We start from the raw sequence: 23,066 nt of genomic DNA, 5'->3' as shown, positions 1-23,066 counted from the left end.
CGACACCACAAAATCCTGTGGGAGCTGGCTGGTTGATCGTTCCCACGCTCCGCTTGATCGTTCCCACGCTCCGCTTGATCGTTCCCACGCTCCGCGTGGGAATGCAATGCATCCCCTGACGCTCCGCGTCACCTGTTGTCCGGCGGGACGCGGAGCATCCCAGGCGGCATTCCCACGCAGAGCGTGGGAACGATCAACGATCAAAGGCCTATCGCTATCGCGGGCAAGCCAGCTCCCACACTGGTTTCTGCACCTTCATGAGCGTGGCGTAATATTCTCGGCAATCTTCTTGCCCATACTGATCCTCGGCTCCACCCCATACCCCAACGCCTCATAAAACCCCACCACCAGGTCATTGCCGCCGGTGATCTGCAGGTTGATTTTCATGCAACCCAGCGCTGTCAACGCCTGTTCGGCATAGCGCACCAGCGACGACCCCAGGCCATGGCGCCGATAGTCGGTATGCACCGCCACCGAATACAACCAGCCACGATGCCCGTCATAGCCGGCGAGGATGGTACCGATCACGGCTTTGTTGTCGGTGGCAACGAAGAACAACCCGTCATTGACCGCCAGTTTCTTATCAATCGCCAGGCTCGGCAGGTTATGCGCGGTGTCATAGCCAAACGCCTGCTGCCATAACTCAATCACCTGGGCACGGTGTTGACGGTCGCGATACGGCCCGATGGGGTGGCGGGACAACAGCGCCTTTTCCATCACCAACGTGCGCTCGTTGCCGTTGTACACGTCACGCACGTTGTGAAAACCCAGCTTGGCGTAGAAGGCTTGCGCCGTCAGCGAGGACGGCACGCTCAGCACCGTCACGCCGGCTTCACGGGCGCGCAGCTCGATCTCGATCATCAACAATCGGCCAATGCCCTGCCCTTGCAGCGCCGGGTTGACGAACAACGAGCGCACCACGTTGCCGTCCAGTGCGGCCGTAGCAACGATCAGTTGATCCTGAGTCGCCACCAACACCACACGCCGCTGGAGTAACGCCATTACCGCGTCGGGGGTGAAATTGCTGGCAACCCGCGCAATCACATCTGCTGGGTAATCACGTGCGTTGCTGCTGTGCAGCGCAGCCAGGATGACCTGGCTGATGCCCTCGGCATCTGAAGGTTGGGCAAGACGAACAGCGGTAGACATGGTTCCTCCTGGCTGACACAACGATAACAATCACCACAATACCAATGTGGGAGCTGGCTTGCCTGCTCCCACAGGTTGATCGTATTTCAATCTGGCAGCCGATTCGGCTGCGCCACCCCCGTTTTCAGCTTTCTTGGCTGAGCCACCCCGCTGTTTCAGCCGGGATCCTTTCCCCGCAACGCACACAATAGCGGCACAAGATCCCCAACGGACCCGTGCCCCCATGCAAACCACCAACACCGTCCTGATGATCCGCCCGGCGCGCTTTGCCTTCAACCCGGATACCGCGATCAACAACCGTTTCCAACGCCCGCCGCTGGACCCGCTCAGTGCACAGCACAAAGCGCTGGAGGAGTTCGACGGTTATGTCGACACCCTGCGCCAGCATGGCGTGGAGGTGCTGGTGGTGCAGGACACGCCGGCGCCTCATACGCCCGACTCGATCTTCCCCAACAACTGGTGGAGCAGCCATGCCGACGGCAGCCTGGTGCTCTACCCCATGGAAGGCCAGAACCGCCGACTGGAGCGCAACAAGGGCGTGCTGCAAGTACTGGAGCAACGCTTTGCGATCAACACCACCATCGACCTCAGCCACCTGGAACAACAGAACATCTTCCTGGAAGGCACCGGCAGCATGGTGCTCGACCGCCAGCACCGCATCAGCTACGCGTGCCATTCGGGGCGCACCCACCACGCGGCCCTGCGCCAGTTTGCCGAACGCCTCGACTACCAACTCTGTGTGTTCCACGCCCTGGACCGTCACCAGGCCCCCATCTACCACAGCAACGTGATGATGAGCGTTGGCCGCGACCTCGCGGTGGTGTGCCTGCAGGCCCTGCCCGACGACAGCGAGCGCCTGGCCCTGGAACGCTCCCTGCGTGACACCGGCAAGGACATCCTCAGCCTGGACTTCGACCAGTTGGAAGCCTTCGCCGGCAACATGCTGGAGGTCCACGACCGGGACGGCCAGCCATTGCTGGTGATGTCCGCCAGTGCCTGGGGCGCCCTGCATCCGGCGCAGCGTCAGCATGTGGAACGCCATACGCGGCCGGTGGTGGTGAATATCGACAACATCGAACGCATCGGCGGCGGCAGTGCCCGCTGCATGCTGGCCGAAGTGCATCTGCCGGCCCGTCCCTCATTTCAATAAGGAGTCCTGCCATGACCCGTTATATCGACGTCAACGACCTCAGCTACCTGGTATCGCAAAAAGGCCTGCAAACCTCTATCACCGAGATGGCCGACTACATTCGCGCCGACTACCTGCGCTGGCAGGATTTCGAAAAGTGCGCGCGCCTGGCCAACCACTCACCGGATGGCGTGATCGAGCTGATGCCGGTGTCCGACGCTTCGCTGTACGCCTTCAAGTACGTCAACGGCCACCCGAAAAACACCCTGGCCGGCATGCTCACCGTGATGGCATTCGGCGCCTTGGGCGACGTCGACACCGGCAAACCGGTGCTGCTAGCGGAGATGACCCTGACCACTGCGATCCGCACCGCTGCCACCTCGGCCCTGGTCGCCCGCTACCTGGCCCGCGCCAACAGCCGCAGCATGGCGCTGATCGGCAACGGCTGCCAAAGCGAATTCCAGGCACTGGCCTTCCACGCCATGCTGGGCATTACTGAAATCCGCTTGTTCGACATCGACCCCCAGGCCACCGCCAAGCTCGCCGCCAACCTCAAGGCGTTCCCGGCGATCAAGGTGATCCTGGCCGCCAGCGTCGCCGAGGCAGTCAAAGGCGCGGACATTGTCACCACCGTGACTGCAGACAAGGCCTACGCCACCATCCTGACTGACGAGATGATCGAGCCAGGCATGCACCTCAATGCCGTGGGCGGTGACTGCCCGGGCAAGACCGAGCTGGACCGCCGTATCGTCGAGCGCGCCAGGGTGATCGTCGAGTACGAACCGCAAAGCCGCATCGAAGGCGAAATCCAGCACATGCCGGAAGATTCGCCGGTCACCGAGCTGTGGCAAGTGATCAACGGCCAACAGCCGGGCCGCGAGAATGAACGCCAGATCACCCTGTTCGACTCGGTGGGTTTTGCTATCGAAGACTACTCGGCCCTGCGCTATGTACTGGACGTGGCCAAGGCCCTGGATGTGGGGAGCGAGCTGGAGCTGGTGCCAGACCTGGCCGACCCGAAAGACCTGTTTGCACGCCTGGCCCAGCAACCTGTGGTACAGCATAAAAAGCGCGCCTGAAACCGCTCTGGCTTGCCGCTTTGCGCCCAGGGCAGGCCAGATTCGGGTGGGTTGAAAGCCGATTTTGCCGGTGTCACAGCCGATTCCGCTGCATTGCCTGTTTTAACAGCGCAATTTGCGCTTTGCGCAGGGGGTAAACGACACAAAAAACGCACCATCATGAAGCATTCTCTGCTCCCAGTTATTCACTGCCCCTGACATCAATTACAAAATATAGGGACCGACACATGACTCCTCTGCGATCACTCTTCGCTGCGTTGCTGTTGCCACTGTGCGCCACTGCTGCCCACGCCCAGGACTGGAAAGAAATCCGGTTTGGCGTGTTCCCCGAATACCCGCCCTTCGAATCCGTCGCCGCCGACGGCAGCCTGCAAGGTTTCGATATCGAACTGGGCAACGCCATCTGCGCCAAGCTCGAAGTGAAATGCACCTGGGTGCACAACGAATTCGACGGCATGATCCCGGCCCTGCGTGCGCGCAAGTTCGACGCGATCATGTCCTCCATGGCCGTGACCCCGGCCCGCGAGAAAGTCATCGACTTCACCGACCGCCTGTTCCTCAGCCCCACCTCGGTGATCACCCGAAAAAACGCCACCTTCGGTGACACCCCAGAATCGCTGAACGGCAAGCAGGTTGGCGTGCTGCAAGGCTCGTTGCAGGAAGCCTATGCCCGCGCGCACCTGGCCAAGCTCGGTGCACAGATCAAGGCGTACCAGTCTCAGGAACAGAACTACGCCGACCTGCAAAACGGCCGCCTCGACGCCACCCTGACGGACAAGCTCGAAGCCCAGCTCAACTTCCTGTCCAAGCCCGAAGGCGCCGACTTCAAGACCGGCCCGGCCTTCAAGGACCCGACCCTGCCTCTGGACATCGCCATGGGCCTGCGCAAGAACGACCAGGCGTTGCGTGAGCTGATCAACAAGGGCATCGCCGCCGTCCAGGCCGATGGCACCTACGCCCAGATCCAGAAGAAATACTTCGGCGATCAGGACATCTACAACGAGTAACCGGCAACCGTGCCCCTGTGGGAGCGGGCGTGTTGTGGCGAGGGAGCTTGCTCCCGCTGGGGTGCGAAGCGCCCCCAAAAAGCCGGCTCCAGCCGCGCTGTCGAACGGGAGCAAGCTCCCTCGCCACAACAAGCAGTTCCCACAGTAAATCCGTGCACTCCTTCGAGATCTTCCCCATGAACGACCTCCTCAACCTGCAAGGCTACGGCCCCATGCTGGCCCAGGGTGCCTGGATGACGCTCAAGCTGGCGTTCCTCGCCCTGGCCCTGAGCCTTACCCTGGGCCTGGTCGCCGCGGGCGCCAAACTCTCCAGCGCCAAATGGCTGCGCGTGCCGGCCACGCTCTACACCACGTTGATCCGCAGCGTGCCGGACCTGGTGCTGATCCTGCTGATCTTCTACAGCCTGCAACTGTGGCTCAACGATCTGACCGAAGCGTTCGGCTGGGACTACGTTGAAATCGACCCGTTTACCGCCGGAGTGATCACCCTGGGCTTTATTTACGGCGCGTATTTCACCGAAAACTTCCGAGGCGCGATCCTCAGTGTGCCGGCCGGCCAACTGGAAGCCGCCACCGCCTACGGCCTGAGCCGCTGGCAGCGCTTTCACCTGGTGCTGTTCCCGCAACTGATGCGCTTTGCCCTGCCGGGCCTGGGCAATAACTGGCTGGTGCTGCTCAAGTCCACGGCGCTGGTGTCGATCATCGGCCTGTCAGACCTGGTCAAGGCCGCGCAGAACGCGGGCAAGTCCACCAGCGAGCCGCTGTACTTCCTGATCCTCGCGGGCCTGGTGTACCTGGTGATTACCACCCTCTCCAACCGCATCTTCAAGCGCCTGGAACGGCGCTATAACCTGGGCATCAAGGGGATGGCGCGATGATCGAATTGTTCCAGCAATACGGCCTGGCCTACCTGTTCAGCGATGGCAGCGGCCTGTCCGGTGTCGCCATGACCTTGTGGCTGTTCATTATCTCGGTGGTACTGGGCTTTGGCCTGTCGATCCCCCTGGCGCTGGCACGCGTCTCAGAACATTTCTGGCTGCGCTGGCCGGTGGAGGTCTACACCTACCTGTTCCGCGGCACGCCGCTGTATATCCAACTGTTGATTTGCTACACCGGGCTGTACAGCCTGGAAGTGGTGCAGGACAACGCCCTGCTCAACCAGTTTTTCCGCAATGCGCTGAACTGCACGCTGTTGGCGTTTGTGCTCAACACCTGCGCCTACACCGTGGAAATCTTCGCCGGGGCAATCCGCAACATTCCCCATGGCGAGATCGAAGCGGCACGCGCCTATGGCCTGCACGGCTGGCGGCTGAACCTGTTTGTGATCGTGCCCGCCGCATTGCGTCGCGCCCTGCCGGCCTACAGCAATGAAATGATCCTGATGCTGCACGCCACGTCGCTGGCGTTCACCGCCACCGTCGCCGACATCCTCAAGGTCGCCCGCGATGCGAATGCCGAGACGTTCCTGACCTTCCAGGCTTTCGGCATCGCCGCCCTGCTTTACATGCTGCTGTCCTTTGCACTGGTGGGCCTGTTCAGGCTGGCCGAACGTCGCTGGATGCGCTTTCTTGTTCCTACCCGAGGCTAACCCATGAATCAGTCCGCGCAGGCCCTGGCCGCTTATCCAATGGATGTACCCGTCGGCAACACCGCCACGGCGGCCATCAAGCTGCAAGTCGAAGGTATCCATAAACGCTACGGCGAACACGAAGTGCTCAAGGGCGTGTCCCTCAACGCACGCCAGGGCGACGTGATCAGCCTGATCGGCGCCAGCGGTTCGGGCAAAAGCACGATGCTGCGGTGCATCAACTTTCTGGAACAGCCTGACGCCGGGGTGATCACCCTGGACGGCATCAGCATCGAAATGCAACCAGGCCGCGCCGGCACCCGCGCGCCACACCAGGCGCAACTGCAAAACCTGCGCACGCGCCTGGCCATGGTGTTCCAGCACTTCAACCTGTGGAGCCACATGACCGTGCTGGAGAACATCACCATGGCCCCGCGCCGGGTGCTGAACGTGAGCGCCGCCGAAGCCGAGAAACGTGCGCGGCTGTACCTGGACAAGGTCGGCCTGCCGAGCCGCGTGGCGGACCAATATCCGGCGTTCCTGTCCGGTGGCCAGCAGCAGCGCGTGGCGATTGCGCGGGCGCTGGCGATGGAGCCGGAGATCATCCTGTTTGATGAACCCACCTCGGCCCTGGACCCGGAGCTTGTAGGAGAAGTGCTTAAAGTCATACAGACGTTGGCAGAGGAAGGTCGTACCATGTTGATGGTCACCCACGAAATGGGCTTTGCCCGCCAGGTGTCCAGCCAAGTACTGTTCCTGCACCAGGGCCGAGTCGAAGAACACGGCGGCGCCGAGATCCTCGACCATCCCACCAGCGAACGCTTGCAGCAATTTCTTTCCAACCGTTTGAAGTGAACTCATGGATACCAAGGCCAACGGACCCCATTCTTCCCCTACGCTGGATCGCATCGACGAAGCGATCATCGACGTACTCAGGCATCAGGGGCGTATCACCTACGAAAAGCTCTCGTCATTGGTGCACCTCACCCCCAGGCCCTGCCTGGAACGGGTGCGCAAGCTGGAGCGACGCGGGGTGATCCGTGGGTATGGGGCGATCATCGATGTGCAGATGGTCTCACCGGGGCTGTCGCTGCTGGTGCTGGTGGCCCTGTCCAACCAAAGCGGGCGCTCGGCGCAAAAGGCCTTCGAAGCCTGCGTGAAAGCCTGCCCGCAGGTATTCGAATGCCAGTTGATCAGCGGGCCGTTCGACTACAGCCTGCGCATGCGCTGCCGGGATATGGAACATTACCGGGTGCTGACCGAGACCTGGTTGAACAATGATGAGTTGCACATTGATAAGCTGGTGGCGCATCCGGAGTTGGCGGTGGTCAAGAACACCGCGACCGAACTGGCCTGAACCAGCTAGCTCGTTCCCACGCTCTGCGTGGGAATGCATCCAATGACGCTCCGCGTCACAACTTCAAGAGCAGACGCGGAGCGTCCAGGGTGGCATTCCACGCAGAGCGTGGGAACGATCAATCAGTCACCCCACATCTGACGGGTCGACCGCTATCGCAGGCAAGCCAGCTCCCACATTGACCGGGTTTGCAATTCTTTTGCCTGGTTTGGCACCCACCAGCTTCGCCTGCCCATCCTTCTGCTTGCCCGTACGCGCCTCGCTGATCAGCCCCGGGATCAACTTGCCCTCCGGCAAATTCTTCCAGAAGCGGCTGGGCAAGTGCCCTTCCATCACCTTGGGATTCAGCCGCGCCGGGTTGAAGATGTGGCTGTAGTAGGTCAACCACATCGCACTGTGGGGATCTTCAACATTCTGCGCCAGTTGCTGCCAGGCCTCGGGGCACTGGCGCTGATGAATCAATTGCTCGCCGTTGTAATACACCCCGTCCAGGGGCGTGGCGATCATCCAGCGATGGCGGCCCATGCGCCCGATAAAATGCTCGCTGGCGCTCTTGAGAATGTCATGGGCCGGCTCATGCCAGGCCACGTACTCCGGCAGTTCCGGCCCGGCCCCGTCCGGCAGCGCGATGAAGCGCACAAACGCATGCAAGTGGTGGGCTTCCCGGCTGACTTGCTTGATGCGCCGCTGCAATTCGCTGCCCAGCTTGTCACCCGCGAGCATGGCCGTGCGATCACCATGGCTGACCCGCCACAGCACTTCATACAACAGGCTCCAGCGCTGATCACCGTGATAACAGGCAGCGGACTCCAACAATTGCAACAACGCCTTGGGTATGCGCGCCTGAAACGGCCCCATCCCTGGTGGGATCAGTTCATCGGTAGCGAACAGGTCCGCCGCCTGCACCTCGCCCCAACTGACCTGGCTGGGGTCGACCTGATGGCTGAGCAACCAGCGGGCCTGTTCGCGCCAGGTGCTGAACAGGTTGTCGCACTCCAGGCTGATCATCCCCACAGCCCCATCTGTTGCGGCTGCGGACGGTCACGCAATTGTTCGCGCAACAACACACTGGTGCTGTCGGCCTGCTGCGGGTGGTAGTCGCTGGTGATGAAAAACGGCTTGGCCTTGGCCAGCACGCAGCGCATGCGCGCCAGGTCTTCGAAGCGGATCTTGCGTTCACGGCGCAGGTCGACCAGGCGCTGGGTGGTGCGCAGGCCGATGCCGGGGATACGTGCGATCAGGGTCGGCTCGGCGCGGTTCAGGTCCAGGGGGAACACCTCGCGATGCTCCAGGGCCCAGGCCAGCTTGGGGTCGATATCCAGTGCCAGGTCACCGGGGCCGGCGAACAGCTCATTGGCGCTGAAACCGTAGCTGCGCAGCAGGAAATCAGCCTGGTACAAGCGGTGCTCGCGCATCAAGGGCGGCGCGGCCAGGGGTACGCTTTTCGGGCTGTTGGGGATGGGGCTGAACGCCGAGTAATACACGCGGCGCAGCTTGAAATTACCGTACAACGCCTCGGCACCGTGCAGGATGGTGCTGTCGTCGGTGTCGTCGGCACCGACGATCATCTGCGTGCTCTGCCCGGCCGGAGCGAAACGTGGCGCGCGGGGTTCGTTGAGCACCGTCTGTTCGCCGGTGTAGATGGTCTGCATGGCCTGCTTGATCGAGCCGATCTGCTTCTCGGGCGCCAGGGTCTGCAGGCTGGCGTCGGTGGGCAGTTCGATATTTACGCTGAGGCGATCGGCATAACGGCCAGCCTCGGCGATCAGGGCCGGGTCGGCATCGGGGATGGTCTTGAGGTGGATATAACCGCGAAAGTCATGCTCTTCGCGCAGCAGTTTGGCGACCCGCACCAGTTGCTCCATGGTGTAGTCCGACGAACGGATGATGCCGGAACTGAGGAACAGCCCACTGACGCAATTGCGCTTGTAGAAATCCAGGGTCAGGGTGACCACCTCCTCCGGGCTGAAGCGCGCACGGGGCACGTCGCTGGAGCGGCGGTTGACGCAGTATTGGCAGTCGTAGAGGCAGAAGTTGGTGAGCAACACCTTGAGCAACGACACGCAACGGCCATCGGGCGTGTAGCTGTGGCAGATGCCCATGCCATTGGTGGAACCCAGCCCCGCCTTGCCCTCGGAACTGCGCTTGGGCGCGCCACTGCTGGCGCAGGACGCGTCGTACTTGGCGGCGTCGGCGAGGATGCTGAGTTTTTCGATCAACTGCATGGAGGGCTACCGATACTGGTTTTTTGTACAGTACCAATAGCCACACTTTGTCACAAGTGCCGTCTGTAGGAGCGAGCTCTTGTGGCGAGGGAGCTTGCTCCCGCTGGGCTGCGAAGCGGCCCCAAAAGCTTGCGGGCGCTGCGCCCCCGAACGGGAGCAAGCTCCCTCGCCACAATAAGGGGATCGGTCAGCTGGCGGTTGCCAGCAGCAAGTCCTGCACCGAACGCGCCTTGCCACGGTGATGGTCCAGCGCATACAACGACGCCGCAATCTCATCCGCCCGAATCGGCAGCACCGACAGCAAGGTATCGCTCAAGCCATGGCTGGCCTGGCTGAAGCCCTGGATGTAGATGCCAGCCTTGCAGCGCTCGTCGGTGACGATGCGGTAGTCGCGGGCCACTTCAAAGTCGCCCATGTAGGCTTGCAGCGGCGCCAGCAGTTCACGGTGCATCTGGCGCTCGTAGCCGGTGGCCAGGATTACCGCGTCGTAATGGTTGAGGCTGGTTTCGCCGGTGGCGCTATTGCGCAGGGCCAGTTCGATACCCAGCGGGCCTGGGGTGGCCTTCTCGACTACGGTCAGGGTGCGGAACGCCTGGCGGGCGATGCCGGAGACTTTCTGGCGGTAGAAAATCCCGTAGATTCGCTCGATCAGGTCCAGGTCCACTACCGAGTAGTTGGTGTTCTGGTATTCGGCGACCAAACGCTCACGCTCGGCACCGACTTGCTGGAACACCAGGTCAGTAAAGGCCGGCGAGAACACTTCGTTGACGAACGGGCTGTCGTCGGCCGGTTTGAGCGCCGAACCGCGCAGGATCATATCGACCTGCACCGACGGGAAGCTGTCATTGAGGTCGATAAAGGCTTCGGCCGCGCTCTGGCCGCCGCCGATCACGGCGATGCGCATCGGCTTGCCGTCTACGCACGGCTGGCTGGCCATGCGCTCCAGGTACTGGGAATGGTGAAACACCCGGCTATCGCCCTTGAGCGCCTTGAATGCCTCGGGGATGCGCGGTGTGCCGCCGGCGCTGACCACCACCGAACGGGTGGTGCGCACATGCTGCTCGCCCTGGGCATCACGGGAGATCACGCGCAACGCCTCGACCTGTTGCTGATGCAGGATCGGCTCGATGGCCAGCACTTCTTCACCGTAGTTGGCCTGGGCCTGGAACTGCCCCGCCACCCAGCGCAGGTAGTCGTTGTACTCCATGCGGCAAGGGTAAAAGGTGCCCAGGTTGATGAAGTCCACCAGGCGGTCGTGGGTCTTGAGGTAGTTGACGAAGGAGTACGGGCTGGTGGGGTTGCGCAGGGTCACCAGGTCCTTGAGGAAGGAAATCTGCAGTTCACTCTGGGTCACCAGGGTATTGCCGTGCCAGCGGTAGTCGGCTTGTTTGTCGAGAAACAGCACGTCCAGCTTGCCCTGGGCCTTTTCACGCTCCTGCAGGGCGATGGCCAGCGCCAGGTTCGAAGGGCCGAAACCGATCCCGATCAGGTCATGAACCGCGGGCGAAGCAATTGCCTGTGTCATTCCAGTGTCCTCTGGATAAGCCCCATGGCGGTGGGGCGGGAATACCTTCATGGCCTGAACAACAGGCCGTGTGTTGATAGGAAACGAGGACAGTGAAATAAAATTTAACTAACAGCCGATCAGTGCGCTTCCCACTCGCGCATGCGCACCCGGCAGTGCTTCATCGCATTGACGATGTGTTTTTCCACCAGACTGCGGGAAATGTTCAGGCGTTCAGCGATTTGCACATGGGACAGGCCTTCGAGCTTGCGCAATAGGAAACTATCGCGACAGGCCACCGGCAGCTCGGCCAAGGCGCGCTCGAGCATCTCCAGGCGCTGGCCCTGATCGTGGCTGGCGTGGGGGGAACAGGCGGCGAAGCGCTCTTCGCTGTCCAGCACCTCCAGGGGCTCGGTTTGGCGCACGGCGTTGCGCCGATGGCCGTCGATCACCAGGTTCAAGGCGGTGCGGTACAGGAAGGCGCGGGGCTGTTCGATCGGGGTGTCGCTTGCGCGCTCGAGCACCCGCACATAAGCGTCATGCACCACATCTTCGGCCACCTGACGGTTGCCCAGCTTGGCGTTGAGGAAACACACCAGCTCGCGATAGTAGTTTTCCAACATGACTCCTGACCCCACGGCCTTGGTACAAACGACACCCGGCCCCTGTAGGAGCGAGCTTGCTCGCGAAAAACCCAAGAGCGCATCCCCTTACCTGGATGCGCCCGCAATCATTGGCGGTTTTGCCATCACCGATGATGGCAGTTTGAGTGTGTGCAATTTATAGTAATTCTCATCTACTTTTAAAGAACTCTCTCATCAGCGGTCGGTTTTTTTCGCAATTCGCGCTGTAACTACTTATGTAACAGCCTAAATTCCGGAGCATTTTCCTCGTTTACCTGTCAGCTCTGCGCGACTGCGCCCCGAACTTTCCTGGCTGGAAGCTACCCATGAAACGCCCTCGACCTGCCCGACGCGCCCTGCTTGTGGTGGCGTGCCTGATTCCCATCGTTGCGTTTGCCACCTGGCAGGGCCTGACGCCGGGCCGCGATGCCCTGGCCACCGTCACCGTGACCCGCGCCGACATCGAAAACAGCGTCACCGCCCTGGGCACCCTGCAACCGCGACGTTACGTAGACGTCGGCGCCCAAGCCTCCGGGCAGATCCGCAAGATCCACGTCGAGGCCGGTGACCAGGTCCAAGAGGGCCAATTGCTGGTGGAGATCGACCCCGCCACGCAAAAAGCCAAGCTCGACGCCAGCCGCTATGCCATCGAAAACCTGCAGGCCCAGTTGCAGGAGCAGAAAGCCCAGCACCAACTGGCCCATCAGAAGTACCAGCGTCAGCAGCGCCTGAGTGCCGGCAACGCCACCCGCGAGGAAGACGTGCAGACCGCCAAGGCGGAACTCAGCGCGACCCAGGCGCGGGTCCAGATGTTCCAGGCACAGATCCGCCAGGCCCAGGCCAGCCTGCGCAGCGATGAAGCCGAGTTGGGCTACACGCGCATCTACGCGCCAATGACCGGTACCGTGGTGGCCGTGGATGCACGCGTCGGCCAGACCCTCAACGCGCAACAGCAAACCCCGCTGATCCTGCGCATCGCCAAGCTGTCGCCCATGACGGTGTGGGCGGAAGTCTCCGAAGCCGACATCGGCCATGTCAAACCCGGCATGAGCGCGTATTTCACCACCCTGAGCGGTGGCAGCCGGCGCTGGACCAGCACCGTGCGCCAAATCCTGCCGATCCCGCCCAAGCCCTTGAACGAAACCCAGGGCAGCGGCAGCCCGAGCAGCACCAGCAAGAGCGGCACTGGCCGAGTGGTGCTGTACACGGTGCTGCTGGACGTGGACAACGCCGACAACGCGCTGATGGCCGAGATGACCACCCAGGTCTTTTTCGTCGCCAGCCAAGTCAAGGACGCCCTCTCCGTACCCGTCGCCGCCTTGCAAAGCGTGCCCGGCTCCGCAGCGCAAATCGCCCGGGTGGTCGCCAAAAACGGAGCCATCGAAGACCGTGAAGTGCGCCTGGGCATCAGCGACCGCCTGCGGGTGGAAGTGCTCGAGGGGTTGAGCGAGGGCGACCACCTGTTGATCGGCCCGGTTGATAGCCATGGGGGCTGAAATGACCACGCCCCTGATTGAACTCAAAGGCATCCGCAAATCCTACGGCGGCGGCGACAGCCCGCAGGTCGATGTGTTGCGCGGCATCGACCTGTCGATCCATGCCGGCGAGTTCGTCGCCATTGTCGGCGCCTCGGGCTCGGGTAAATCGACGCTGATGAACATCCTCGGCTGCCTCGACCGCCCCACCGAGGGCGACTACCTGTTCGCCGGGGAAAACGTCGCCCACCTGGGCAGCGACGAACTGGCCTGGCTACGCCGCGAAGCCTTCGGTTTTGTGTTTCAGGGCTACCACTTGATTCCCTCAGGCTCCGCCCAGGAAAACGTCGAGATGCCGGCGATCTATGCCGGCATCAGCGCCGCCGAACGCCATGCCCGCGCCAGCGCCCTGCTCACCCGCCTGGGCCTGGCCGAGCGCACCGGCAATCGGCCGCACCAGCTGTCGGGTGGGCAACAGCAACGGGTGTCCATCGCCCGCGCCCTGATGAACGGCGGCCATATCATCCTCGCCGACGAACCCACCGGCGCCCTCGACAGCCATAGCGGCGCCGAGGTCATGGCCTTGCTCGACGAACTGGCGAGCCAGGGCCATGTGGTCATTCTGATTACCCACGACCGTGAAGTGGCGGCGCGAGCCAACCGCATCATCGAGATTCGCGACGGCCAGATCATCAGCGATTCGGCTGACACCCGCGCGGCCACACCCAGCGTGGCGGCCGGCGCCTTGCACGCCGTGGACCTGCGCCAACGCCTGGTCGACGGCGCCGAGCACAATGGTGCCTGGAAAGCCGAATTGCTGGATGCCGTGCAGGCCGCCTGGCGGGTGATGTGGATCAACCGTTTTCGCACGGCGCTGACACTGTTGGGCATCATCATCGGCGTCGCGTCGGTGGTGGTGATGCTGGCAGTGGGCGAAGGTAGCAAGCGCCAGGTCATGGCGCAGATGGGCGCGTTCGGCTCCAATATCATCTACCTCAGCGGGTCTTCGCCCAACCCGCGTACGCCGCTGGGTATCGTGTCCCTCAACGATGTCGCGGCCCTGGCGACGCTGCCTCAGGTCAAGCGCATCATGCCGGTCAACGGCACCGACGCGGGAGTGCGCTTCGGCAACGTCGACTACATGGCTTACGTGGGGGGCAACGACACCAACTTCCCGGAGATCTTCAACTGGCCGGTGGTCGAGGGCAGCTACTTCACCGAGGCCGACGAACGCGCCGCCGCCACGGTCGCCGTGATCGGCGCGCGCATCCGCCAAAAATTGTTCAAGGACGTGGCCAACCCTATCGGCCAGTACATCCTGATCGAGAACGTACCCTTCCAGGTGGTCGGCGTGCTCGCGGAAAAAGGCTCAAGCTCCGGCAACAAGGACAGTGACGACCGTGTCGCCATTCCCTACAGCGCCGCCAGTGTCCGCCTGTTCGGCAGCTACAACCCCGAATACGTGGCGATTGCCACCACCGATGCACGCAAGGTGCATGAAGCCGAACGCGCCATCGACCAGTTGATGCTGAAGCTGCACAACGGCAAGCGCGACTACGAGCTGACCAACAATGCCGCGATGATTCAGGCCGAAGCCCGCACCCAGAACACCCTGTCGCTGATGCTCGGCTCGATTGCGGCGATCTCGCTGCTGGTGGGCGGCATCGGCGTGATGAATATCATGTTGATGACCGTGCGCGAACGCACCCGTGAAATCGGCATCCGTATGGCCACCGGGGCGCGCCAGCGCGACATCCTGCGCCAGTTCCTCACCGAGGCGGTGATGCTCTCGGTGGTCGGCGGCCTGTTCGGTATTGCCCTGGCATTGCTGGTGGGCGGCGTGCTGGTGCTGGCTGAAGTGGCGGTGCAGTTTTCCCTGGTGGCGGTGCTCGGCGCGTTTGGCTGTGCGCTGGTTACCGGCGTCGTATTCGGCTTCATGCCGGCCCGTAAAGCTGCCCGGCTCGATCCGGTTAAGGCGTTGACCAGTGAATAAACGATCTCTCACTCCACAACTGTCAGCGTTCAGTGTGTGCCTGTTGCTCACGGCCTGTGGCGCTAACCCGCCGGCCATCGACAGCGGCCTCGCCACGCCCGCCACCTGGCACTATGCAGAACGCGAAGCGACCCAAGCCATCAACCAGCGCTGGTGGACGCAGTTTGGCAGCCCGGCGTTGAACCGCCTGATCGACCAGGCCCGTCGTGACAGTTTCGACGTAGCAGCCGCCATGGCGCGGGTCCGTCAGGCCCAGGCCACGGCGGTGATTGCCGGCGCACCGCTGCTGCCGGAACTGAAGTTCAACCTCACCGCCAGCCGGCAAAGGCTGTTGCGCGGCAGCGGCAACTCGGACCTGGACGCCACCGAAAGCAATCGGACCGTCAACAGCTATGACGCCAGCCTCACCGCCAGCTATGAAATCGACTTCTGGGGGGGCCGCGCCGCTGCGCGCGACAGCGCCGTGCAGAGCCTGCACGCCAGTGAGTTCGATCAGGCCAACGTGGAGCTGACCCTGCTCAGCAATGTCGCCGACCGCTACGCGCAAACCCTGGCCGCACGCCAGCGCCTGCAGATTGCCGAGCTCAACCTGGCGAATGCGCGCAATGTGCTGAACCTGGTACAGACCCGCCACGACGCCGGTTCCGCCACAGCCCTGGAACTGGCACAACAGAAGAGCCTGGTGGCCAGCCAGCAACGGCAATTGCCGCTGATCCAGCAATCGGTCGAAGAGTCGCAAATCACTTTGGCCGCCTTGCTTGGTCAACCCGTACAGGCCCTGGACCTGGGCGCTGAACCCTTCCAGGCATTGACCTGGCCGAGTATCGGGCCCGGTGTACCGAGCCAGTTATTGCGCCGGCGCCCCGACCTCGCCCAGGCCGAAGCCCAGTTGGCAGCGGCCCGTGCCGACGTCACGGTGGCCCGTGCAGCGATGCTGCCCTCAGTGACATTGGGCGCGACCCTCGGCTCTGGCGCATACAAGGCCCAAGAGGTCTTGCGCAGCCCCTTCTACACCCTGACCTCGGGCCTGATGGCGCCAATCTTCAACAATGGCCGGCTGAGCGCCGAGCGCGACAAGGCTCGGGCACGCCAGGATGAACTGCTGCAAACCTACCGCGGGGCGATCATTAATGGCTTTGCCGATGTGGAAAAAGCCCTCAGCAGCATCACCCGCCTTGACCAGCAACGCCAGTGGCAAAGCGAGGAGCTGCAACAGGCGCAGACCGCGTTTCAGATTGCCCAGAGCCGCTACGAAGCCGGTGCCGAAGACCTGCTCACGGTGCTGGAAACCCAGCGCACTTTGTACGGCGCCCAGGACCAGAACGTGCTACTGCGCCTGTCGCGCCTACAAGCCAGCATCGCCCTGTACAAGGCATTAGGCGGTGGCTGGAAAACCAACATCTGATAAACGAAACTCATATTTCATACACGAGTTGTTTCTTCACCCTACATTCTCCACCTCAAGGTCCTTGGTAAAAAAGCCGTTATCACACGGAAGCCCGGGACCTCATGATGAAACCCAGCGTTGTTGTAAAAGGCCTGGCCTGCATTGGCTGCTGGTTGATACCGAACCTGGCGCTGGCCAAGCCCTTGATCGCCCCCACCGCAATCGACTGGCTGCTGGACTGCCCCCTCACCACGACGGCGCACTTGAACCCGCAAGTGGTTGGCCGCACCCAATGCGGCCTGGTCAACGTCCCCCGCGACCATGCCGCCCCCCAGCGCGGCCGCCTAAGCTTGAGCGTGACACGGGTAGGCGCACGGCAACCGCTCAACCGTGAAGGTGTCGTGTTCATCCAGGCCGGCGAACCCCTCCAGGCCAAGGACGCGCCTTTCGTTCTTCACCTCGCCAGCCGCTGGGAGTCGCTTGCCACCCAGGCCTATCGCACCCTGGTCGACCGTTATGACGTCATCGAGCTGAGCGCCCGCGACCTGCGCGAGGGCAATGCCGTGGAACAGGCCGCGCGGGACATGGAGTTCGTGCGCGGGCAACTTGACGAGGCGCGCCTCAACTACCTGGGCAACGCCGCTGCCACCCGCCTCGGCAGCCGCTACGGCACGCTGTTTCCCGAGCGTGTCGGGCGCATGGTGCTGATCAATGCCGAGCCTGGCGAAGCAGTCGCCACCGGTGTCGAGCAACTCTTGCTCAAGGAGTCGGCGCGCGCAGGCGCCGACGGCTGCGTCAACCGCTGGCTGGGGGATTTTCTCGCTTATGGTAGACAACCGCCGGCGTCCACGCGCTGTCTCGACCTCAGCGCCTGGGAGTAAGTAGCCCACGCATTTACGACCTCTTGCCACCAAAAACGACAGCCTGCGTTGACGCACTTCCCCAATCGTTATTAAGTGCTATTTATCCGCATTAATACGATAAATCACCGCCATGTTGACTCGCCCGCTACGCCGCAAACGCCAGAAGCTGTCCGATGTGATTGTCGAGTCGGTCAAGCGCTCGATCGTCACCGACGCCTTGAAGCCCGGCGACCGCCTGCCCACCGAACGCGAGCTGATGGAAAGCTTCCAGTGTTCCAAGGGTTCGGCACGCGAAGCGCTCAAGGCGTTGGAAGTGGAGGGCCTGGTGAGCACGCGCACCGGCCCCAGCGGCGGGGCTTACTTGAACCAGGCCGGCACCGAGCCGGCCAGCCGCGCCTTGCGCAATTACTTGCACTTCCAGCACCTTGACGGCGAGCAGGTCTACCAACTGCGCAAGGTCATCGAAGTGGAATTGGCGGTGTCGGTGCTCGGGCGTTTGAGCGAAAACGATTACACCGCCCTGCAAGCCAATGTGGATTTTTGCAGCGCCCCCGAAGACAGCGAAGCCGGCCAGCGCGAACAGCGCCTGGCGGAACTGGAGTTCCACAACCTGCTGGCCCGGGCCTGCCCCAACCCGCTGCTGAGCTTCATGGCGCAGTTTCTCAATGACTTGCTGCGCGACCTGGTGGTGCTGAAAAAAGCCTACAAGCCCAAACGCAAGCAGTTCGACGCGGCCAACCTCGACTATCACAAGCAACTGCTGATCGCCTTTCGCGCCGGGGACGAAAGCGCGGTGCGCAGCTTGATGCATGAACACATGTGCGATGCCGAACACCATATGACCGCGCTGGAAGGCCAGGTGAGCCCGCATTTCCTACTGGAGTTCGACCACCCTTAAACACGCCAACAATCCAATGTGGGAACCCGATCAATGTGGGAGCTGGCTTGCCTGCGATGCGGGCGCCTCGGTGTTACAGGGGACCGAGTCGATGCCATCGCAGGCAAGCCAGCTCCCACAGTTGACCCGTTCACCCGCGAAATCGAGTTATCCAATAACAAGCCTGCCCACAGGCCCTTGCTCCACCGTATCGCCCTTGCCGCTCCTGCCAATAACTAAACCAGGGAGTCACCCCATGCAGCGTCGTACGTTATTGAAAGCCAGCCTCACCGCGGCCGCCGCCCTCAGCCTTCCGCTGAGCGTGCGTTCGGCATTCGCCGCCGAGCCCTTTACCTTTTACGGCCTCAAGTCCATGTCTGGCGCCTTTGCCAGCTATGGCAAATTTGCCGACATGGGTTCGCGCCTGGCGGTGCAGCAACACCCCGAATTGCTCGGCCGCCCACTGAACTACAAGGTCATCGACACCGAAGGCAACGCCGGCAAGGCAGTGCGCAAGGTGCAGGAGGCCATCGCGCAGGACGGCGCACGGTTCTTCCAGGGATGCACGCTGTCGTCTTCCGCGCTGGCAGTGGCCAAGGAAGTGGACAAGGTCGGCGGCGTGTTCATGACCCCGGTGGGCGCCGATGAAGTGACAGGCAAGGACTGCAACAAGGCGACCTTCCGCTGGTCGGTGCCCACCTACGGCGCGATACGCGAAACCATGGTGCCGCTGATCAAGCTGCTGCCGGACGCCAAGCGCTGGTACACCATCACCCCGCAATACGTGTTCGGCGAAGCCTTGCTCGAAGGCGCCAGAAACGTGCTCAAGGAGCATGGCCTGGAACACGTGGGCAACAGCTACCACTCGTTGCAGGAACAGGAATTCTCCGGCTACCTGACCAACGCCATTTCCACCAAGCCCGATGTGCTGGTGCTGCTCAACTTTGGCAGCCAATCGTCCAACACCCTGCGCCAGGCCGTGAACTTCGGCATCAAGGAGCGCATGAAGGTGCTGCTGGTGTGGTCTGCCGGCCTGGATCAGTTCCAGGAACTGGGCAGCGATGTGCTCGAGGGCGTGTACCTCGGCGCACAGTACTGGCACCAGGTCGACACCCCGCTCAACCGTGAACTGGTCAAGCTGACCCAGGCCCAGTACGGCATCAACCCCACCTACCCGCTGGCCGCCGACTACATCAGCACCAAAGTCATGCTCGACACCATCATTGCCACCGGCAGCTTCGACGGCCCGACCGTGGCCAAGGCCCTGCAAGGCTTGAGCTACGAAGGCCCGACCGGCAAGGAGTCAATCCGCGCCGGCGACCACCAGGTGATCAAGGATTACTACCTACTGATCGGCAAGGCCAGCGGCGACATGGCCGACAAGGACGACCTGGCCAAAGTGCTCAGCGCTGGCCAATCGTTCCCCGCAGTCGAGGCGACGGGCTGCGCGCTCGGCTGACCGCTTAACTTTTGTCGCGCAGGGCCGTGCAAGCGGCCGTCTGCGGAGGGTGCCTGCATGCTTAATTTGTACCTGTTCCAGATTCTCAACGGCCTTGGGCTGGGGATGATCTACTTCCTGATCGCGGTAGGGCTGACGATCATTTTCGGCCTGCTCAACTTCGTCAACTTCGCCCACGGCGCGTTCTTCCTGCTCGGCGCCTACATCTGCTACACCGCGGTGAGCCTCACCGGCAACTTCTGGCTGGCGCTGCTGATCGCGCCGCTGGTGGTGGCCGCGCTGGCCTGGGTGATCGAGCGCTTGCTCATCCAGCGCATCTACCACTTGCCACACATGTTCCAGATTCTGGTGACCCTGGGGATCGCCCTGATCATCCAGGAAGCCAGCGTGATGATCTGGGGGCCGGTGGGCAAAAGCGTCGCCGTGCCGGAACTGTTGCGCGGCGTGCTGGTGGTAGGTGATTTCGTCTACCCCTACTACCGCCTGTTCCTTATCGTGTTTTCCGGGCTGGTGGGCCTGGGCCTGTGGCTGCTGCTGGAGCGTACGCGCTTCGGTGCTCTGGTGCGCGCTGGCAGTGAAAGCACCGAAACCGTGTCACTACTGGGCACCAATATTTTCCGCCTGTTCTCCATGACCTTCGCCCTCGGCGTCGCCCTGGCCGGTGTCGCCGGGGTGTTGTTCGCGCCCTTGCGCGGCGCCCAGCCCTTCGTCGGCCCGGAGATTCTCGGCATCGCCTTCGTGGTGGTGGTGATCGGCGGCATGGGCTCGTTCAGCGGTGCGCTGGTCGGCGGTTTGCTGGTGGGCGTGGTGCAAAGCCTGATGACCACACTCTGGCCCCAGGGTGCGAGCCTGATGATCTACGGCGCCATGGCCGTGGTGATTCTGGTACGCCCTTACGGCCTGTTCGGGAGAGCCTGACATGAGCGAGAAAAACCCCCTGCCGTTTGCCAAGACCCAATCCAGAGCCATGTTGCTGTGGGTGTTGGCCGTGCTGATCGGCCTGCCGTTGGTGTTGCCCTCGGCGACCCTGGCCACCGAGATTCTGATCTTTGCCATGGCCGCCCTGGCCTGCAACCTGCTGCTGGGCTACACCGGGCTGCTGTCCTTCGGCCAAGGCATCTTCTTTGGTGCCGGTGCTTATTGTGCGGCGCTGTTGATGATCCACCTGCAACTGGGCCTGTTCACCGCGTTGCTCGGCGCGGCGATTGCCGGTGGTTTCCTGGCGCTGCTGGTGGGCGCCCTGGCGATTCGGCGCACGGGCATTTACTTCGTGATGCTCACGTTGGCGTTCAGCCAGATGGCGTACTTCGTCGCCTACACCCTGAGCGACTGGACCGGCGGCGACAACGGCCTGCTCAGCGTGCCGCGCCCGGAAATTCGTGTGGGCGACACCGTGCTGCTGTCCCTGGCCGATGCCCGTGCCTTCTATGGTTTTGTCGCGGTGCTGTTCCTGCTGATCTTCATCGGCGCACGCCGGGTCATCGCTTCGCCGTTTGGCAGTACGCTGATGGCGATCCGCGAGAACGAAACCCGCGCCTCGGCCATCGGCTACGACACGCGCCACTTCAAGATCCTGGTGTTCGTGCTGTCCGGTGCGGTCACCGGGATTGCCGGGGCGCTGTACGCCATGCTGCTGCACTTTGTGCCGCTGTCGAATATCGACCTGGCAATGTCCGAGAACATCCTGATCATGACCATCGTCGGCGGCACCGGCTCGCTGTTCGGCTCGCTGCTGGGCGCCGGCTCCATCGTGCTGCTGGGCGACTTTCTCTCCGACCTGTGGCCGCGCTGGCTGATGCTGCTGGGGGTAATCCTGATCCTGGTGGTGATCTTCATGCGCGGCGGTTTGTGGGGCGGCCTCGCGTCGCTATTCGAGAAGGTGCGCGGCGCGCGCAAACCCGCGGTCGTCGCCAAGGAGGACGGGCTATGAGTATCTTGCTGGAAACCCAGAACCTGGAGCTGGCCTACGGCGCGTTCCATGCGGTCAATGGCGTCAACCTCAAGGTCGAAGCCGGCACCATCCACACCATCATCGGCCCCAACGGCGCGGGCAAGACCAGCCTGTTCCACTGCCTGACGGGTGAACGCCAGGCCACCGCCGGGGCGATCCATTTCGACGGCAAGAACCTGATGCGCAAGCCCGCCCACGGCCGCGTCGGCCTGGGCATGGCGCGCTCGTTCCAACTCACCAGCCTGTTCCAGAACCTCAGCGTGCGCGAAAACCTGCGCCTGGCCGCCCAAGGCCGCGATGGCTCGCGTGCCTTGAACTTCTGGCGTCGGGTGGACAGCCAGCGCGAACACCTGGAGATGGCCGACCAGGTGCTGGAACGCCTGCAACTCACGGCACGCGCCGACACCCTGGCCGGTGAGTTGTCCCACGGCCAGCAACGGGTGCTGGAGGTGGGCATGTCGATCTGCTCCAAACCCAAACTGTTGATGCTCGACGAGCCCACCTCGGGCATGGGCATCGACGATATTCCGATCATGACCCAACTGATCAGCGACCTTGGGCGCGACCATACGGTGCTGTTGATCGAACACAACATGAGCATCGTCATGTCCATCAGCCAGCGCATCACGGTGATGAGCCATGGGCAGATCCTGGTGGAAGGCACGCCGGAGTTCGTGCGCGCCGATGAACGTGTGCGTACTGCCTATCTTGGGGAGGCTGCCTGATGCTGATCGTCGAGAATATCCATTCCTACTACGACAAAAGCCATGTGCTTGAAGGCGTGTCGCTGAGCGTCAACCCCGGCGAACTGGTGACCCTGCTCGGCCGTAACGGTGCCGGCAAGACCACCACCCTGCGCAGCATCCTCGGCATCATCTGCCCGCGCCAGGGTCAGATCCACTTCAACGGCCAGGCGTTGGTGGGGCAAAAGATCTTTGAAATTGCGCGCCAGGGCTTGGCGCTGGTGCCGGAAAACCGCGGGATTTTCCGCCTGCTGACGGTGGAGGAAAACCTGCGCATCGCCGCCCGCAAGCACAGCCGCTGGCAACTGGAAGACGTGTACGCCATGTTCCCGCGCCTCAAGGAGCGGCGCAAAAACGCCGGCCATGCGTTGTCCGGCGGCGAACAGCAGATGCTCGCCATCGCCCGCGCCCTGCTGAACGACCCCAAGCTGCTGATCCTCGACGAACCCACTGAAGGCCTGGCCCCGGTGATCGTTGACGAGTTGGTGAAGATCCTGCGCAAGGTCAAGGACGAGGGCCTGCCGGTGTTGCTGGTGGAACAGAACCTGATGGTCTGCGACAAGCTCGCCGACCGCCATTATGTGCTCGAACAGGGCCGCGTGGTGTACGAGGGCAGCGCCGCTGACTTCCGCGCCGACCCGACGATCAAAAACCGTTACCTGGCCTTGAGTGCCTGAG

22 protein-coding genes are annotated in these 23,066 nt (G+C 62.6%); 17 read left to right on the top strand and 5 right to left on the bottom strand.

All coding sequences use genetic code 11. The features are described 5' to 3' along the window. Positions 1-255: 255 nt before the first annotated feature. Complete coding sequence (locus FXO12_RS01505) at positions 256-1,149, bottom strand: GNAT family acetyltransferase (protein ID WP_082631481.1); 894 nt, start codon at positions 1,147-1,149, stop codon at positions 256-258. Between the two features lie 223 nt (positions 1,150-1,372). On the opposite strand from FXO12_RS01505, the gene ctlX reads away from it, so the two are divergent. From ctlX to FXO12_RS01470, 7 genes are all read left to right on the top strand, one after another. Further along, positions 1,373-2,299 (top strand): citrulline utilization hydrolase CtlX, encoded by a 927-nt coding sequence (ctlX, locus tag FXO12_RS01500; RefSeq protein WP_057974965.1) that lies wholly within the window; start codon positions 1,373-1,375, stop codon positions 2,297-2,299. A gap of 11 nt (positions 2,300-2,310) precedes the next feature. Beyond that, entirely contained in the window at positions 2,311-3,357 is a 1,047-nt protein-coding gene (locus FXO12_RS01495; protein WP_054917425.1) for an ornithine cyclodeaminase, read from the top strand. 227 nt (positions 3,358-3,584) lie between these two features. Continuing rightward, positions 3,585-4,364, top strand: a complete 780-nt coding sequence (locus tag FXO12_RS01490; protein WP_032896457.1) for an ABC transporter substrate-binding protein — start codon at positions 3,585-3,587, stop codon at positions 4,362-4,364. Between the two features lie 176 nt (positions 4,365-4,540). Then, positions 4,541-5,242: an ABC transporter permease gene (locus FXO12_RS01485; protein ID WP_014719023.1), complete on the top strand. Its 702-nt coding sequence runs from the start codon at positions 4,541-4,543 to the stop codon at positions 5,240-5,242. Then, the gene (locus FXO12_RS01480; RefSeq protein WP_014719024.1) at positions 5,239-5,952 is read left to right on the top strand and encodes an ABC transporter permease; all 714 of its coding nucleotides are present in this window, start codon (positions 5,239-5,241) and stop codon (positions 5,950-5,952) included. The genes FXO12_RS01485 and FXO12_RS01480 overlap by 4 nt, the downstream gene beginning before the upstream one ends. 3 nt (positions 5,953-5,955) lie before the next feature. Next, positions 5,956-6,786 carry an ABC transporter ATP-binding protein gene (locus tag FXO12_RS01475; protein ID WP_003192318.1) on the top strand — a complete coding sequence of 277 codons (831 nt, stop codon included), beginning with the start codon at positions 5,956-5,958 and terminating at the stop codon, positions 6,784-6,786. A 4-nt stretch (positions 6,787-6,790) separates the two neighbouring features. Next, entirely contained in the window at positions 6,791-7,288 is a 498-nt protein-coding gene (locus FXO12_RS01470) for an Lrp/AsnC family transcriptional regulator (RefSeq protein WP_003192319.1), read from the top strand. A 126-nt stretch (positions 7,289-7,414) separates the two neighbouring features. Here FXO12_RS01470 and FXO12_RS01465 read toward each other — a convergent pair whose 3' ends face one another. The 4 genes from FXO12_RS01465 to FXO12_RS01450 all read right to left on the bottom strand — a co-directional run bounded on the left by FXO12_RS01465 (position 7,415) and on the right by FXO12_RS01450 (position 11,640). Then, positions 7,415-8,296, bottom strand: coding sequence for a TIGR03915 family putative DNA repair protein (locus FXO12_RS01465; protein WP_057974966.1), 882 nt, complete (start codon positions 8,294-8,296; stop codon positions 7,415-7,417). Further along, positions 8,293-9,513: a putative DNA modification/repair radical SAM protein gene (locus FXO12_RS01460; RefSeq protein WP_014719028.1), complete on the bottom strand. Its 1,221-nt coding sequence runs from the start codon at positions 9,511-9,513 to the stop codon at positions 8,293-8,295. Before FXO12_RS01460 ends, FXO12_RS01465 begins: the two co-directional genes overlap by 4 nt. A 187-nt stretch (positions 9,514-9,700) precedes the next feature. Beyond that, positions 9,701-11,038, bottom strand: a complete 1,338-nt coding sequence (locus tag FXO12_RS01455) for a lysine N(6)-hydroxylase/L-ornithine N(5)-oxygenase family protein (protein ID WP_057974967.1) — start codon at positions 11,036-11,038, stop codon at positions 9,701-9,703. Between the two features lie 119 nt (positions 11,039-11,157). Then, complete coding sequence (locus FXO12_RS01450; protein ID WP_057974968.1) at positions 11,158-11,640, bottom strand: sigma-70 family RNA polymerase sigma factor; 483 nt, start codon at positions 11,638-11,640, stop codon at positions 11,158-11,160. Between the two features lie 326 nt (positions 11,641-11,966). Here FXO12_RS01450 and FXO12_RS01445 point away from each other — a divergent pair, with 326 nt between their 5' ends. The 10 genes from FXO12_RS01445 to FXO12_RS01400 all read left to right on the top strand — a co-directional run bounded on the left by FXO12_RS01445 (position 11,967) and on the right by FXO12_RS01400 (position 23,065). Further along, positions 11,967-13,136 (top strand): efflux RND transporter periplasmic adaptor subunit, encoded by a 1,170-nt coding sequence (locus FXO12_RS01445; RefSeq protein WP_057974969.1) that lies wholly within the window; start codon positions 11,967-11,969, stop codon positions 13,134-13,136. 1 nt (position 13,137) lies between these two features. Then, positions 13,138-15,108, top strand: a complete 1,971-nt coding sequence (locus FXO12_RS01440; protein ID WP_057974970.1) for a MacB family efflux pump subunit — start codon at positions 13,138-13,140, stop codon at positions 15,106-15,108. Further along, on the top strand, positions 15,101-16,513 hold the full coding sequence (locus FXO12_RS01435; RefSeq protein WP_057974971.1) for an efflux transporter outer membrane subunit: 1,413 nt from the start codon (positions 15,101-15,103) through the stop codon (positions 16,511-16,513). The genes FXO12_RS01440 and FXO12_RS01435 overlap by 8 nt, the downstream gene beginning before the upstream one ends. A gap of 107 nt (positions 16,514-16,620) precedes the next feature. Next, positions 16,621-17,376: a hypothetical protein gene (locus FXO12_RS01430; protein WP_057975027.1), complete on the top strand. Its 756-nt coding sequence runs from the start codon at positions 16,621-16,623 to the stop codon at positions 17,374-17,376. Between the two features lie 112 nt (positions 17,377-17,488). After that, positions 17,489-18,256, top strand: coding sequence for a FadR/GntR family transcriptional regulator (locus FXO12_RS01425; protein ID WP_034127984.1), 768 nt, complete (start codon positions 17,489-17,491; stop codon positions 18,254-18,256). 235 nt (positions 18,257-18,491) lie between these two features. Continuing rightward, positions 18,492-19,694, top strand: a complete 1,203-nt coding sequence (locus tag FXO12_RS01420; RefSeq protein WP_057974972.1) for an ABC transporter substrate-binding protein — start codon at positions 18,492-18,494, stop codon at positions 19,692-19,694. Between the two features lie 57 nt (positions 19,695-19,751). Then, entirely contained in the window at positions 19,752-20,612 is an 861-nt protein-coding gene (locus FXO12_RS01415) for a branched-chain amino acid ABC transporter permease (RefSeq protein ID WP_003192337.1), read from the top strand. Between the two features lies 1 nt (position 20,613). Further along, complete coding sequence (locus FXO12_RS01410) at positions 20,614-21,624, top strand: branched-chain amino acid ABC transporter permease (protein WP_057974973.1); 1,011 nt, start codon at positions 20,614-20,616, stop codon at positions 21,622-21,624. After that, a complete protein-coding gene (locus FXO12_RS01405; RefSeq protein ID WP_014719039.1) occupies positions 21,621-22,370 on the top strand; it encodes an ABC transporter ATP-binding protein in 750 nt (249 codons plus the stop codon). The genes FXO12_RS01410 and FXO12_RS01405 overlap by 4 nt, the downstream gene beginning before the upstream one ends. Next, entirely contained in the window at positions 22,370-23,065 is a 696-nt protein-coding gene (locus FXO12_RS01400) for an ABC transporter ATP-binding protein (protein ID WP_003192343.1), read from the top strand. Before FXO12_RS01405 ends, FXO12_RS01400 begins: the two co-directional genes overlap by 1 nt. Position 23,066: the final 1 nt, after the last annotated feature.

Source organism: Pseudomonas sp. J380, from assembly GCF_009827115.1.
GTDB lineage: Bacteria > Pseudomonadota > Gammaproteobacteria > Pseudomonadales > Pseudomonadaceae > Aquipseudomonas > Aquipseudomonas paracarnis.
The sequence above is the reverse complement of the archived record's forward strand: the minus strand, read 5'-3'. Positions and strand labels throughout refer to the sequence as shown.

What these genes read in the sequence shown, in the direction of transcription:
- FXO12_RS01440 (WP_057974970.1), top strand. Translation starts at nt 13,138, where the DNA reads ATGACCACGCCCCTGATTGAACTCAAAGGCATCCGCAAATCCTACGGC.
- FXO12_RS01465 (WP_057974966.1), bottom strand. Translation starts at nt 8,296, where the DNA reads ATGATCAGCCTGGAGTGCGACAACCTGTTCAGCACCTGGCGCGAACAG.
- FXO12_RS01490 (WP_032896457.1), top strand. Translation starts at nt 3,585, where the DNA reads ATGACTCCTCTGCGATCACTCTTCGCTGCGTTGCTGTTGCCACTGTGC.
- FXO12_RS01445 (WP_057974969.1), top strand. Translation starts at nt 11,967, where the DNA reads ATGAAACGCCCTCGACCTGCCCGACGCGCCCTGCTTGTGGTGGCGTGC.
- FXO12_RS01410 (WP_057974973.1), top strand. Translation starts at nt 20,614, where the DNA reads ATGAGCGAGAAAAACCCCCTGCCGTTTGCCAAGACCCAATCCAGAGCC.
- FXO12_RS01480 (WP_014719024.1), top strand. Translation starts at nt 5,239, where the DNA reads ATGATCGAATTGTTCCAGCAATACGGCCTGGCCTACCTGTTCAGCGAT.
- FXO12_RS01450 (WP_057974968.1), bottom strand. Translation starts at nt 11,640, where the DNA reads ATGTTGGAAAACTACTATCGCGAGCTGGTGTGTTTCCTCAACGCCAAG.
- FXO12_RS01455 (WP_057974967.1), bottom strand. Translation starts at nt 11,038, where the DNA reads ATGACACAGGCAATTGCTTCGCCCGCGGTTCATGACCTGATCGGGATC.
- ctlX (WP_057974965.1), top strand. Translation starts at nt 1,373, where the DNA reads ATGCAAACCACCAACACCGTCCTGATGATCCGCCCGGCGCGCTTTGCC.
- FXO12_RS01415 (WP_003192337.1), top strand. Translation starts at nt 19,752, where the DNA reads ATGCTTAATTTGTACCTGTTCCAGATTCTCAACGGCCTTGGGCTGGGG.
- FXO12_RS01485 (WP_014719023.1), top strand. Translation starts at nt 4,541, where the DNA reads ATGAACGACCTCCTCAACCTGCAAGGCTACGGCCCCATGCTGGCCCAG.
- FXO12_RS01505 (WP_082631481.1), bottom strand. Translation starts at nt 1,149, where the DNA reads ATGTCTACCGCTGTTCGTCTTGCCCAACCTTCAGATGCCGAGGGCATC.
- FXO12_RS01405 (WP_014719039.1), top strand. Translation starts at nt 21,621, where the DNA reads ATGAGTATCTTGCTGGAAACCCAGAACCTGGAGCTGGCCTACGGCGCG.
- FXO12_RS01420 (WP_057974972.1), top strand. Translation starts at nt 18,492, where the DNA reads ATGCAGCGTCGTACGTTATTGAAAGCCAGCCTCACCGCGGCCGCCGCC.
- FXO12_RS01470 (WP_003192319.1), top strand. Translation starts at nt 6,791, where the DNA reads ATGGATACCAAGGCCAACGGACCCCATTCTTCCCCTACGCTGGATCGC.
- FXO12_RS01475 (WP_003192318.1), top strand. Translation starts at nt 5,956, where the DNA reads ATGAATCAGTCCGCGCAGGCCCTGGCCGCTTATCCAATGGATGTACCC.
- FXO12_RS01400 (WP_003192343.1), top strand. Translation starts at nt 22,370, where the DNA reads ATGCTGATCGTCGAGAATATCCATTCCTACTACGACAAAAGCCATGTG.
- FXO12_RS01460 (WP_014719028.1), bottom strand. Translation starts at nt 9,513, where the DNA reads ATGCAGTTGATCGAAAAACTCAGCATCCTCGCCGACGCCGCCAAGTAC.
- FXO12_RS01495 (WP_054917425.1), top strand. Translation starts at nt 2,311, where the DNA reads ATGACCCGTTATATCGACGTCAACGACCTCAGCTACCTGGTATCGCAA.
- FXO12_RS01430 (WP_057975027.1), top strand. Translation starts at nt 16,621, where the DNA reads ATGAAACCCAGCGTTGTTGTAAAAGGCCTGGCCTGCATTGGCTGCTGG.
- FXO12_RS01425 (WP_034127984.1), top strand. Translation starts at nt 17,489, where the DNA reads ATGTTGACTCGCCCGCTACGCCGCAAACGCCAGAAGCTGTCCGATGTG.